The following is a 14,095-nucleotide window of genomic DNA, read 5'->3' on the forward strand; positions in this document are numbered from 1 at the left end:
AATACTGCTTTCTGCTTTACATTTTCTGCTTTAATGTTTTTGAGACTTATACGGAATAAGTGTTAATTAAGATCGAAACGATCCGCGTTCATAACCTTGACCCACGCAGCAACAAAGTCTCGCACAAACTTCTCTTTGTTATCGTCTTGCGCATAAACTTCTGCAATCGCACGCAGCACTGAGTTTGAACCGAATACGAGGTCAACTGTCGTCGCTGTACGTACGACTTGACCTGTCTTGCGATCGTGTCCGTTAAACACGAATCCGTCTACAGGCTTCCACTGTACGCCCATATCAAGCAAGTTAACAAAGAAGTCATTGGTGAGTGTGCCTACACGATCGGTAAAGACGCCGTGTTTGGTGCCACCGAAGTTTGTACCTAGAACACGCATACCGCCAATAAGTACAGTCATTTCCGGTGCTGTAAGGTTAAGCAGATGCGCCTTGTCTACCAAAAGCTCTGCTGGACTTACATGGTACTGTTTCTTTTGATAGTTGCGGAAACCGTCGGCAATCGGCTCAAGAACTGCAAAGCTTTCTTCATCGGTTTGCTCTTGTGTGGCATCGCCGCGTCCGGAAACAAACGGAACCTTTACAACGAAGCCTGCATCTTGGGCAGCTTTTTCCACAGCAGCACTACCGCCCAGTACAATCAAATCAGCCAAGCTAACGTGTGTTTCCAGATCTTCTTGAATGCCTTCTAAGATCGTAAGCACCTTGGTAAGCTGTCCCGGTTGATTCACTTCCCAGCTATTCTGTGGAGCAAGCTGGATGCGGGCACCGTTCGCTCCGCCGCGCATATCCGTGCCACGGAACGTGCTGGCCGAAGCCCAAGCTGTAGTGACCAGCTCACTGACTGTAAGGCCGGAGTCCAGAATCTTCGTTTTAATATCTGCCACTTCTGCATCGGTTAACGTGTAATCAACGGCTGGAATAGGATCTTGCCAAATCAAAACTTCTTCCGGCACTTCCGGTCCAAGGTATCTCGCAAGAGGACCCATGTCACGGTGTGTAAGTTTGAACCAAGCACGAGCAAATGTATCTGCAAACTCTTCCGGATTCTCATAGAAACGGCGAGAAATCTTTTCGTATGCCGGATCGACCCGCAATGCCATATCCGCGGTTGTCATTATCGTAGCAACACGCACAGACGAATCTTCCGCGTCCGGTGCAAGATGCTTCTCAGCAGGATTCACAGGAGCCCATTGATGTGCGCCTGCAGGGCTATTCGTAAGCTCCCATTCGTAACCGAAAAGCACTTCAAAGAAACCATTATCCCATTGCGTAGGGTTCGCAGTCCAAGCACCTTCAATACCGCTGGTAATCGTGTCGCGGCCTCTGCCTGAACCATGCGTGCTTAGCCAACCCAAGCCTTGAGCTTCAATAGTTGCACCTTCCGGCTCAACACCGACAAGCGAAGCATCTCCCGCGCCGTGCGCCTTACCAAATGTATGTCCACCGGCTACGAGTGCAACGGTTTCTTCATCGTTCATTCCCATACGTTTGAAGGTTTCACGGATGTCTCTACCACTTGCAAGCGGGTCCGGTTTGCCGTTTGGACCTTCTGGATTCACATAGATAAGTCCCATCTGAACGGCAGCAAGCGGATTATCAAGCTCACGCTCGCCTGAGTAACGCTTATCTCCCAGCCATTCTGTTTCAGCGCCCCAGTAAATATCTTCTTCCGGATGCCAAACATCTTGACGTCCTCCGCCAAATCCAAATGTTTTGCCGCCCATCGATTCGATAGCGACATTGCCTGTTAGAATGAACAAGTCGGCCCAAGAAATTTTGTTGCCATATTTTTGCTTAATCGGCCACAGAAGTCTACGGGCTTTATCGAGGTTGCCGTTGTCAGGCCAGCTATTAAGTGGTGCAAAACGCTGTGTCCCTGTTCCAGCACCTCCGCGACCGTCACCTGTACGGTAAGTGCCTGCCGAGTGCCATGCCATACGTATAAAGAACGGACCATAATGACCGTAGTCAGCCGGCCACCAATCTTGACTGTCTGTCATTAAATTACGCAGATCCTGCTTAAGAGCCTGGTAATCTAATTTATTAAATTCCTCTGCGTAATCAAAATCTTCGCCCATAGGATTCGATTTGCGGTCATGCTGATGAAGAAGGTTTACACTCAATTGATTTGGCCACCAGTCTCTATTTGACGTTCCACTAGATTTATGACTTGTCGCGCTGCCGTGCATTACGGGGCATTTTCCAGCATTAGCCGTATTCATTGAGTCCATATCAAATCTCTCCCATCAGTTTTAAATAAATTTTAAATAATAATAATTATAATTTATAATATTATTTGGTGAACTTCAACTCTTTTTTTATCGTATTCTTTACGGTATTCCTCTCTACGTTCGAATTATTACTTTTTGTCCACAAAACTAGCGATTTACGAAAAAACCACACAACACAAAAACCCATGTCTATTTGACATGAGTTTTGTTCTGGACAACTTATTTCACTTTGGGAGCTAGCCGATAAATTCCTGAACCCATTCGCCGTTATAGTAAGCAATCCCGATTTGGGTGTAGCTGCTATTCAGAATATTGGCACGATGGCCAGGACTATTCATCCATTGGTTCATCACTTCCGCCGGGCTCGTCTGTCCTTGGGCAATATTTTCCCCTGCTGAGTTGTATGTGACCCCATAGGCATTCATCATATCAAACGGAGATCCATAAGTCGGGGACTGATGATCAAAATATTTATTGTTGTACATATCCTTCGCCTTGTCCATAGCCATTTTCGAAAGAGTGCCATTCATGCTTAAGGCACTCAAGCCTGCTTTCGTTCTCTCTTGATTCACCAGATCCAGCACTTGCTGCGCAGATTGGGATGCATTGGAGGCTGGCTGTGGATTTACGGACGTTTGCGGACGGGCGGTTGGTTGATTGGCGGTCGGTTGATTGGCGGTTGGTTGCGGATTGGCGATTTGATTTGCCGGGTTTTCTGCCGGTGCATAGTTGCGTTGAAACCAATCCAGCCAACTCGAAGCGTCATTCGGCGCTTCTTTAGCCGTGATCGTTGATTTCCCTGCACCCCCAGTAGAAATGGATGAAGCTTGGGTTAAGGTTGACGTTGAAGGAGCATGATGAGCGCGCGTTTCAACCTTCGTTTGTTTCGCATTCATTTGATTGTTTGTCGAATGATTACTTGAACAACCTGTAACGACTAGTAGTGCTGCTAAGATGACCAATGGTTTGATAACAAACCCCTCCTATATCGTAAAAGTAATTACGTTATCGAATAAAGGTTTTGTAAAGAGCCATTGATTTATTCAGGCATTAATTTACACTCATTTTCTCGCTTACCTTGAGCTGTCTTCCATACGCTTCTTGTTCCGGAGCACAACAGCAAAAAAACGTGACCACCATAGGTGATCGCGTTTTTTCTCAAATTATATAAGCTCAAACATTACTTACCTAGCAAGTTTTTCATGAAAAAAGCAAGTTGATATTCCATGCTGAGGGGATCGTTAAAGTAGAACGCCTTTGCGTCTGCCTCGTATACGTGTCCATTTTTAACTGCGGGAATATTCTTGTAGGTTTCCGTGTTCTGGAACGAATTGTCTTCATCCGCATTTTTGCTGAAAATGATATAGTCGCCTAAGTAATCTTTCAGAACTTCCGTCGACAAGGCGAAATAACCTTCTTTCTTCGTCATTTCCTTGACTTTCTCCGGCATTGGCAGCCCGAACGCCTGATAGAGAATTTCGGTGCCGCGGCCAAAGTTATCGCCATAAACATAGAGCTGCTTATTGAACGTCTCGATAACCGAGATCGTTGCATTGGCGCCGATTTTCGCCTTGATTTCTTCTCCGGCCTTTTTGGTCCGTGCTGTGAAATCATCGACCCAGGCTTGCGCTTCCTTTTCTTTGTTCAACAATTTACCGATTTCCAGCTGCTGCTTTAAGTAATCGACTTTCCCATACGTATATGTGACCGTTGGAGCAATTTTCTTGAACTTATCGATATTGTTAATATCGGACAAACCGATAATAAGATCCGGTTTCAGTTCAATGATTTTCTCAATGCTTTCGTCGGTAACCACTTCGACATTTTTCAGTTTCTCTTGGAAATTCGGGTTCGCTTTGGACATCTCATCGACGCCCACTAAAGGCACGCCAAGCAGCATCACATTACCTGTTAAAAATCGAGTAAGCACGACGACACGCTGCGGATTCGCAGGAACCTGTACAGGTCCATCCTCGGATTGGTAGGTAACGGTGCCGGATCCCGCCGCGACCGGCGTAGTTTCCTTGCTGCCGCAAGCGCTCAGAAAAACAGCGGTCAGGATGAATAGAACGAAAAGCTTTTTCATTGGATGACTCTCTCCCTTTTGACTACTCAGTATTGATTATGAAAATCATTCTCATTTGTCTAGTTAATTATATGTATCCTTCGTCCGCCAAACCATGGCTTTTTGTTTGGAAATAGCCTTGTACTATTGGTTGCTTGTAAATAAGGCTATCGCTCGTTGCAGCTGCAAACGAATCGAGATTGGATTGTAAGGTATCCATTCGTCCCGATCCAGCAGATAGACTTTATTTTGCTGTACGGCAGAGAGCCTGTTCCAATAGGCAGAATTGAATATGATTTCAGAATGTGCAATGGAACCATTCGCATCTGGAAACACAATCACCAATATTTGAGATCCTGCGTAGTCTTCTAATTCGGATAACTCAATCGGGATGGAATGAAATTGATCCCCACGCTTGCGAATCTCTTGCTCGACCCTTGCAGGAGGCCGCAAGCCAAGTGATTGATACATCACATAGCCGACATTTCTCGTTCCGTAAACGAGCAATTCCTCCGGTTTAATAACCAGAATCGTGACAATTTCTGTATGCACTGCGCTTTGCTGTATCAGTGAGCGGGCTTCCTGTTCTTCCTTTTGGAACATGTCCAGCCACCGCTCTGCCTGATCACTCCTGTGAACAGACCGTGCGATAAGACGCAGGTGATCTTTCCAGCCCATCTCCATCCATGAAATATCGGCGATTGGCGCTACAACTCGCAAATGTCCAAGATTCAGTCCATATTCGTGCAAATGCTGTTTGGAAGCAACGATCAGCTCGATGTTGGCATTCAGCAGCGCAGTCCGCACCTGTTCAGCTGAGCTGTTGATATCGATAAACATCATCGTTTGCGGCTGTTTGTCAGACGTATTCACAAATTCGCTGCTATCTGAAATGGTGACGGCCGGCTCCAAACCTAGCAGCAGCAAATGGCTTGCATAAGGTGTAGATATTACCGCTACATGCTGGATAGAACCGTGAATGTAGCCTGAAGGTGATGCTCCGGTCTGCTGCTTGAAACGGCGGCTAAGATAAAATTCATCCTTGTAACCTACCTTCAACGCAATTTCCCTAAGCGTGCTTGAACTTGTCATTAATAGTTCCTTGGCACGGTGAACGCGCAGCCTCGACAAGTATTCGTTAGGAGAAAAACCGGTATGCTGCTTAAACAGAATTGAGTAGTGGGAACGGCTTACGCCTGCAATTGCAGCCAACTGCTCGCTCGTTATTTTTTCGCTATAGTGGTTCTCCAAGTACATAATGCTTCGTTCCATAGTCGGCTGTTCGCTTGCAGCGAGCTTGGCCTCCTGATGCTCCAGCAGCTGGAGAATAACTTGGTGAAATTTCATTTGATTCTGCACATGGCGAACTTCGCTCACAGGTAAACGATGGATATACAGCTCCTCCACATTGGACACAATTGCGGGTTCATAGGGAAGGAATAGCATTTTCGATGCTGAGGCCACCTCGCTTTTTCGCAGCATGGCGTCTGGGTGCAGCGGTCTCAACTGCTCTTGGGTAGAGATCAATAGCTTAAAAGCATGCAGCGGCAAAGCATGATTCGCAATTAATGAAGCATCGCTGTGCGCTGGAAGAAGGATGACGCTCCCTTCCATGAGATCGTAAGTTTGAGATTTGGTCCTAAGGATGCCTTTGCCGCCTGCAATTGCAATCAACACGGTTAAACGTTCATTGATCGTAAAAAGCGGCATACTCGAAGTGCTGTACAGTGAAACGATACTGTCAGCCGTATATAGCGGAAAATGGGACTCGGCCCACTCAGAGACCACGTTATTCATCATCAAAGCCTCCTTAATTGTTTGTATGATGAGGGGACGCCTGAAGATCAGGAAATTGATGATTCTCTACTAGATTATCTTGTTTTGAAAATATTCTTTTATTTGCTCAATAAGCGCCTTGGCTGCCTGGCTGAGATAACGGTCAGATCTGTAAATGATTTCTAAGCTGCGGCTTGGGGCGTTCTCTTTAAAGCGAATCATATGCAAATCAGGATCATTCATTTCCCGGATTAGGGGAAGAGGTTGTATCGTCGCGCCAATATTCGCTTTGACCAACTTAATAATCGAAGTGACCGAGCTCGTTTCGAGAATGGAATGGAGCTTAAAGCCATATTTTTGAACCGTATCCTCTACGATATCTCGTCCCATAAAACCTTCGGGGTAAATAACGACAGGAAGTTCTCTCAATTCATCCACGGAAATGCGGGTTCGGGTGGCTAGCGGATGCTGCTTGGATACGGTTAACACATATTCCTCTTTGCATAAAGGCATATTAATGAAACGATCATTTAGTGGAACGTTCGTCCCTATTCCAAAGTCTACCTCACTTTCAAGCACTTGTTGCGGAATGTCAATGGATGCAATAACTTTTAATTTAATTCTCGGAAACTTTTGATAAAAATCGATTAAAAGCTGTGTAATCCGATAATCCAGATCAGATGGGAATATCCCCACTCTTATTGTGCCTACCTGGATATGGCGCAGATCTGTGATCGAATCTTTCACGTTCTGTATATTATCCAAAATCTTATTGCTATATTTCAACAAGATAATTCCCGCTTCGGTAAGTGCAATTTTTTTTCCGATACGATCAAAAAGAGGCATATTAAGCTCATCTTCCAATGCCCGGATTTGCTGGCTCAGTGTCGGTTGCGTGACCCCAATCTTCTCAGCAGCCTTCGTAAAATGCATCTCTTCACATACGGCAATAAAATAGTGAAGCTGACGTATTTCCAAGAAAATCACCTCTATCATAAGAAATAATTATGATTATAATAGAAACAATAATATTGATCAATCGTGCATTCCTATATACACTGTTCTAGATCTAATGAATAATTTTTTACTGAATGATGGAGATGATTGATCATGCGTTTTTTTGTTCTCATTACTGCTCTTTTTCTCGCTTCGCTTAATTTAAGACCTGTCATAACTTCCGTCTCTCCTTTACTTGGAACGATCCAAGAAACGCTTGGCATGAGCGGCTCCATGGCTAGTCTAATGACCTCCTTGCCTGTGCTGTGTATGGGTTTCTTCGCCCCGGCAGCAGTTAAGTTAGGCAATCGGTGGGGCATTGAAAGGACGATTGCCTATTGTCTTTTACTCATTGGGGCTGCTACGGCCTCGAGGTATTTCGTCAACTCCGCTTGGATGATGCTATTGACCGCCTTCCTGGCCGGTGTGGGCATTGCCATCATTGGGCCTTTATTGTCCGGTTTTATAAAAGGAAATTTCGCCAACCCGTCGGCTATCGTCGGGGTCTATTCCACGGCGCTTGTCATCGGAGCCGCCCTTGGATCCGCTTTATCCGTGCCTTTGCAGTCCGTCTTTAACCATTCCTGGCAGGCTTCCGTCGCATCATGGTCAATCCTGGCTTTCCTGGCTCTTATCTTGTGGTGGCGGCCTGTCCGGAAAGATCCGAAATTAAACGGTCCTGTCGACGCCGGCGGCTTGCCCAAATCAAATAAAAATGGCTTAAAGCTTCCATTAACAAATAAACGGGCTTGGCTGCTGACTTGCTTTTTCGGGTTGATGGCTTTCATCTTTTACTCACTTACCGCATGGCTGGCCCCAATGGTGCAGGCAATGGGCTACGGGAAACAGACGGCGGGAATGATTTTGACTTTATTTTCTCTCGTGCAAATGCCGGTCTCTTTCCTAATTCCTATTCTGGTCTCCCGTTTCCAACACAGAATGGTCTGGCTCATTGGCTGCGCGGTTATGGAGATAATCGGGCTGATCATGCTCCAACTTCCTGTGACCCCTTGGCTAACTTGTATTTTTCTTGGAATCGGCGCAGGCGGACTGTTTCCTATGGCTTTAATGCTGCCTATTGATGAGACATCGAATTCGGAAGAAGCGAGCGCGTTATCTGCCATGACGCAATCCGGGGGTTACATTTTTGCTGCCCTTGGCCCCCTTTTTGTAGGCTTAATCCATGATTATGCAGACAGCTTTCCTCCTGCCCTCATGGGAATGTCGATCTTGGTAGCGGTAATGATTGTCATCCAGTTTAAAATCGGAAATAAAAAGGCCAAAATGATACAATCCGAATAGTATCGTAAATCACAATAACCGCTCATTTCGGGATCCCCCTTATGAGCGGTTATTCGTTACTTTATCAAGTAAAAACCATATTTTTACCATAAAAAATCTCATCCATCTCCCACTTGACGCTTTTCTCAATTTCCAGCTGTTCTTCCTTGCTCAGCGAATCTTTCGTATAGCCGAATAAATAGTTGTTCAAATCAAACTCCCGAAGCTTGCATTTCGTATGGAATATGTTTTCCTGATAAACGTTCACATCAATCATATGATACATGTCTTTGATTTCGCCAGGAATATAGTTTTGGATGGAGCTGATTTCATGATCGATGAACAGCTTGTGCCCCATGATGTCGCGTGTGAACCCTCTAACTCGATAATCCATCGTCATAATGTCCGTGTCAAAGGACCGAATGAGATAGTTCAGCGCTTTGAGCGGCGATATTTCACCGCATGTCGAGACGTCGATGTCAGCCCGAAAGGTGCTGATGCCCTCGTCCGGGTGATACTCAGGATACGTATGCACCGTGATATGGCTGGTGTTCAAATGCACAACAACCGCATCCGGGAGCGGGCCGGGGGACTCTTCAAACGATTCGTTCGATGCCTTCTCGATCGGCCCTTCCGATACCAGCATCGTCACGCTTGATCCTTGAGGCTCATAATCCTGCTTGGAAATGTTCAGAATATGTGCGCCGATAATGTCGGCAACAGATTTCAGAATGGCGGTCAAACGGTCTGCGTTGTACTGCTGGTCTATATAAGCGATATAAGCTTCGCGCTCTTCTTTGGTTTTCGTAAAGCAAATATCGTACATGTTAAAGCTTAAAGATTTGGTTAAATTATTAAAACCATGCAAGGTAATGCGCTGCTCCGATGTTAATTTCAATGATTCTCCCCCTTAATGTTAACGCTCTATCGCAGATGATTTGTTACGATTAACTTATGATGTGATGCCAAGGCTGCTTCTATTCCATTATTCGACAAGCAAAAAGAGATGATGCCTGAAAGACATCACCTCCTAGCTCTTCTCTTCCTTATTCCTAAGCATCCCGCTTCGCAGTCAAATGAACGGCAAGCTGATTCGTTCGCTGCTTGTTCAGCGGGTAAAAGAAAACAATAATCAAGAAAATCAACAGATAAACGATACCAGGGATTAAGGTAGCTAACGTATAGATGCCGTCAAGCGCTTCTTGAGTCTGCACGGAACGGGCGGCATCGTATCCGACGGAACCGATTGCAATGCCTCCGATCCCTCCGGCAAGCGCTTGGCCTACTTTTCGGGCAAAAGAATAAATGGAATACACGGTGCCATCTTCGCGTAAACCGGTGACATATTCCTGATAGTCGATGACATCGGTTACAAAAGCCCAAACGACCAGATTGAAAAAAGCAAAACCAAACATGCCCAGTCCGGAAACGATAACAAATTGTAACGCGGTCAAATGCGGCAAGAAATACAAAGCCAGATAGACAATAGATGAAAGCAGCATCCCCGCTGACGCAATTTCTTTCTTGCCGAATTTGTTCACGAGCGATTTGACGAACGGAATGGCGATAAACACGGCGGCTGTTTGGATTAAACCTGCCATACTTAACATCGAAGCGCTTCCAAAATAATTTTTATACAAATACACATTCACTGCGCCGACAAGCATAGAAAGCATCATAAATGCCAGCGATGCCACCAGGATGGAGATTAAGGGCCTGTTTTTGAGCAGACCTTTTAAAGTTGTGCCTAAATGAATCTTTTTCTCTTTCGTTTCAGATAGGGTAATACGCTCTGTCGATAATTTGTAGCAAGCCATGTAGCAGGAGATCGAGAGAATGCCGAATAGGATTGCGCCCAGCATAAATCTGTCGGAATCTGCTTTATTGTTGACAAACAGGATCAACGGACCGAGAACATTTATAATTAATCCGGCGAGATTAGCCCCCATTGTCCTGAAAGTCGACAGCGTCGTACGCTCGACACTATCGCTCGTAATGACGGAAGCCATCGACCCGTAGGGAATATTGACCGTGCTGTATAAAGTTCCCCATATCAGATACGTGACAAATGCATAGGCCAAATAGAAACCATCGGACATACCTGGAATTTTCACGAACATCAGAATGCCTGACAGAACCAGCGGAAATGACATTCGGAAGATCCAAGGCTTGAATTTGCCTTGAATCCCCGCTTTTCTCGTGTCAATGAACCGGCCCCAAACAACATCTGCAATAGCGTCCCAGAGTCTTGCAATCAAGAACATGAGTCCAATCGTCGCCGCGTGAATCTTGAAAATATCCGTATAATAGACCATTAAGAACGAACTCACGAGAATAAAGAAGAAATCGTTTCCGAAATCGCCGAACAAATAGCCAAGCTTATCCCGAATGCCAAATGGTCGGCTTGTCATGACTTTCATTGTCGGTTTCGACGTTGTTTGAATGTCCGCATTACTCATAGTATTCCTCCAGTGCCTTGACATCTGTTGTTTGCGCTTCGACTATTTTTTGTATCCGTATTCCGGTATCGCTGACCATCTTTTGCGCAATTCATGCGCGGCATATTTCGGCTTCCGATCCCTGGTGAAAATTCCTTTCTTATTCCCTTGGACCCGCATGATGCCTTGAGACGTATTGAAATCTGCAAAATTCCAAACCTGTTCACCAACGAATGTAGCAAATTCATCAAATACTTCATGATTCGCACGAAGGTATTCGACCTGATATTCTTCGGTGAACATCACAGGGTCTACATCATGCAGTCCGGCAACGGTATCCGCGCCATACTCAGTCATCATGATCGGTTTGCCAGGGCAGCGCTTGCCCCAACCGGCCAGTTCTTCACGCAGTTTGACTTTGGCAGCCTCCATATCGCCGCTTTGCACGTACCAGCCATAGTAACGGTTCAGTGCAAGCACATCGACAAGCTCCGCAACTTTACATGTATCCGGGGTTGACATCAAGTGCGTAACGATGGTAACCGGTCTTTTTTGCGGGTCAAGCTCTTTCGCCAGCTCGACAAGCGGCTTAAAATAAGCATCCGCGCCCTCTTCCTCGGAAGCCGGCTCATTGGCAATGGACCACATGACGACACACGGATGGTTTTTATCCCGAGCAATGAGTTCCCGGATCATATCCTGGTGATGCTCCTTTGTTCGAAGCTCCTCCCACGTCTTTCTCTTCGGACCGCCTCCGAAAATCGCCATGAAATTCAAGTGCAAACCGACAGCAGGCGTCTCATCAATGACGACGAGTCCTTCTTGGTCAGCCAGCCGCATTAGTTCTTCGGAATACGGGTAGTGGGCTGTACGGAACGAATTCGCGCCGATCCACTTCATCAACCGGAAATCAAGCACATTGGCTGCTTCATTAAATCCTCTGCCATGGATCGGGGAATCCTCATGCTTCCCAAACCCTTTGAAATAAAACGGCTTATCGTTAATTAGGAATTTCCCCTCTTTGACCTCCACCGTTCTAACGCCAAAAGGCTGTTCGTAGACATCGACTACTTTGCCATTTTGAGATAACTCAACTTTAAGCGTATACATGTAAGCATTCAAAGGCTCCCAACGTGTCACCTCATGGACATTGATCGTGCCCTGACGGCCACTGCCCTCTCCTACAATAGTTCCCGACTGATCAATCACAGTTGCCTTCAGTTGCCCTTCTCCGACAATGTCGACTTCATACTGAACGATCCCGTCTTGCGCTTTCACATCGGTAACAATCGTCACATCTTTCACATACGTATGAGGCGTCGTATAAATTTTCACCGGTCTGTGGAGTCCTGCGTAATTAAAGAAGTCGAAGTTCGGACTGTTTTTCGCGACCATGCCCTTCCCCGGAATTTCCTGCTCGGTGTAGATTCCGACGGGAAGCGTCGATTCGTCCACGATATTATTCACGGCAACCGTTAAACGGTTATGGCCTGATTTGAGATAGGCATTAATCTCGGCTTCAAACGGTGTAAATCCGCCCTTATGCTCGACGACCGGTTCTCCATTTACATAAACGATCGCTTTATGAGTCGCCGAACCGAAGCGCAGGACAACACGTTCTGATAAAAGCAAATTTAACAATGTAAAATCTCTCTCATACCAGACCCAGCCCACATGATTTCGAATATCCGCGGTAGCGCCTACATCATTGAAAGAAGACGGTACAGACATAGGGATGGTCTCAGTAAGACCGGCTGCATACCATTTCTCTTGAAAGCCCTTTCCAAAATCCAGTTTGAATCTCCATATCCCATTAAGATCTATAATGCCCCTTGACTCCGATACGATTGGATATAGCATAGTTACCGCTCCTTTTTTTCGTTTTCAATCTCAACAATTCAGATTATACTAAGATAAACGCGCAGCAAGTAGGACGTATTTTGCACATATAGGATAATTTAAATATACATTTTTACATGTCAGGAGAATCAAATGACCATACAGCCTCTTCACTTATCTGCCATCTCGCTTACAATTTTTCACATCACCGATATCAATACGACCGTTTTAAGCAGCATCGGAGCTGTTCAAATAAGCCACGAGCATGACAGAATGCCGGACTTTTTGAAAGAATGGCTGCAGGATGACATGCAATTCCTATGCGCAGAAACGCAAATATCTCCCGGACAATGCTGTAAATTCACGAATGCATGGGGAGTAACGTATTTAGCCAGAGAGTTTCGAGTAAAAGAGGAACAGCCCAAGATTTTAGTCACAGGTCCTTTCTTGCTGCAAGTGCCTGATGTCAATCGAATATCTTTGAATTTCAAACTGGATCAGCAGAAGCGGATTGAATTAGAAGGTTTTTATCGGGGGTTAAAATTAATTAGCACGGCCCGGGTCCAAAGCTTGGCCAATATTTTCGAGCAAATCGAAGGCATTTCTCAAACCGATATTCGGGAATTGGAGGTTCGGCCGCAAACAGCCGAGTCGCCGCGGCAGAAAAAGATAGAGCTCATGCTGCAGCAGCGCGATGAAGCTTACATCGACCTAGTCGAGCTGCGTTATGAAATTGAACAAGAAATGACGCTGGCGGTGCAGCATGGCGATCAGGAATTGGTGCAGCAGGTGCAAGGAAAAATGAAAAATCTGTACGACTTTTCCGAACGATTTCCTAACCAGCCGGTAAGAGCTTTAAGAAATGCGCTCATTATCCTAAATACGCTGTTAAGAGTCGCTGCCAGAAATGTGAACGTCCAACCCTTTTTCCTGCATCAGATTTCCGAGAAATTCGCCAAACGCATTGAACGGACAGAGACGATCGATTCCCTCAATAAGTTAATGGCGACCATGCACGACGAGTACTGCAAGCTGGTACGCCTTCATGCTGTTAAAGGATATTCCCCCCTGGTCCAAAAAGTCATTCAATTCGTATCCCTGCATTACAATAAACCTTTAAGTTTAGAAGAAATTTCGCTGGCCTGCCATGCTCACCCCTCGCATATTTCGAGACAATTCAAGAAAGAAACAGGGATAACGGTGACGGATTACCAGCAAAGGCGGCGGATTGAAGAATCCAAACCTTATCTCAAAAGAGGCGATGCCTCCATCAAAGAGATTGCCGAATCGATAGGCTTTGATGACGCGGGCTATTTTACCCGCATTTTCAAAAAGCTGGAAGGAATGACACCGACCGATTATCAAAAGGTCTGAGGATCACCTTTCTTTCATTGGAATTCGGACAAGCTTAATGATACAATATGGAAATAATATGAAACTAACAAATCTGAGGA

At 45.6% G+C, this 14,095-nt stretch carries 10 protein-coding genes; 2 read left to right on the forward strand and 8 right to left on the reverse strand.

Annotated features, from left to right (window positions below):
• Window positions 1-62: 62 nt before the first annotated feature.
• The 5 genes from katG to GC097_RS03705 form a co-directional block, all read right to left on the reverse strand.
• Window positions 63-2,246 (reverse strand): catalase/peroxidase HPI, encoded by a 2,184-nt coding sequence (katG, locus tag GC097_RS03685; RefSeq protein ID WP_171681996.1) that lies wholly within the window; start codon window positions 2,244-2,246, stop codon window positions 63-65.
• A gap of 236 nt (window positions 2,247-2,482) precedes the next feature.
• Window positions 2,483-3,142: a CAP domain-containing protein gene (locus GC097_RS03690; protein WP_171681997.1), complete on the reverse strand. Its 660-nt coding sequence runs from the start codon at window positions 3,140-3,142 to the stop codon at window positions 2,483-2,485.
• Window positions 3,143-3,426: 284 nt separating this feature from the next.
• The gene (locus GC097_RS03695) at window positions 3,427-4,332 is read right to left on the reverse strand and encodes an iron-hydroxamate ABC transporter substrate-binding protein (protein WP_171681998.1); all 906 of its coding nucleotides are present in this window, start codon (window positions 4,330-4,332) and stop codon (window positions 3,427-3,429) included.
• Window positions 4,333-4,455: 123 nt separating this feature from the next.
• Window positions 4,456-6,108, reverse strand: a complete 1,653-nt coding sequence (locus tag GC097_RS03700) for an AraC family transcriptional regulator (RefSeq protein ID WP_171681999.1) — start codon at window positions 6,106-6,108, stop codon at window positions 4,456-4,458.
• 69 nt (window positions 6,109-6,177) lie between these two features.
• On the reverse strand, window positions 6,178-7,065 hold the full coding sequence (locus GC097_RS03705; protein WP_171682000.1) for a LysR family transcriptional regulator: 888 nt from the start codon (window positions 7,063-7,065) through the stop codon (window positions 6,178-6,180).
• A 132-nt stretch (window positions 7,066-7,197) separates the two neighbouring features.
• Between GC097_RS03705 and GC097_RS03710 the strand changes: the two genes are divergently transcribed.
• On the forward strand, window positions 7,198-8,385 hold the full coding sequence (locus GC097_RS03710) for an MFS transporter (RefSeq protein WP_171682001.1): 1,188 nt from the start codon (window positions 7,198-7,200) through the stop codon (window positions 8,383-8,385).
• Window positions 8,386-8,449: 64 nt separating this feature from the next.
• On the opposite strand, the gene speD is transcribed toward GC097_RS03710, so the two are convergent.
• The 3 genes from speD to uidA all read right to left on the reverse strand — a co-directional run bounded on the left by speD (window position 8,450) and on the right by uidA (window position 12,662).
• The gene (gene speD, locus GC097_RS03715) at window positions 8,450-9,262 is read right to left on the reverse strand and encodes an adenosylmethionine decarboxylase (protein WP_171682002.1); all 813 of its coding nucleotides are present in this window, start codon (window positions 9,260-9,262) and stop codon (window positions 8,450-8,452) included.
• A 154-nt stretch (window positions 9,263-9,416) separates the two neighbouring features.
• Entirely contained in the window at window positions 9,417-10,823 is a 1,407-nt protein-coding gene (locus GC097_RS03720; protein ID WP_171682003.1) for an MFS transporter, read from the reverse strand.
• A 42-nt stretch (window positions 10,824-10,865) separates the two neighbouring features.
• Window positions 10,866-12,662, reverse strand: coding sequence for a beta-glucuronidase (gene uidA / locus GC097_RS03725; RefSeq protein ID WP_171682004.1), 1,797 nt, complete (start codon window positions 12,660-12,662; stop codon window positions 10,866-10,868).
• Between the two features lie 132 nt (window positions 12,663-12,794).
• On the opposite strand from uidA, the gene GC097_RS03730 reads away from it, so the two are divergent.
• A complete protein-coding gene (locus GC097_RS03730; protein ID WP_171682005.1) occupies window positions 12,795-14,015 on the forward strand; it encodes a helix-turn-helix transcriptional regulator in 1,221 nt (406 codons plus the stop codon).
• Window positions 14,016-14,095 lie beyond the last annotated feature (80 nt).

This window comes from Paenibacillus planticolens (assembly GCF_013141725.1).
Classification (GTDB): Bacteria; Bacillota; Bacilli; order Paenibacillales; family NBRC-103111; genus Paenibacillus_E; species Paenibacillus_E planticolens.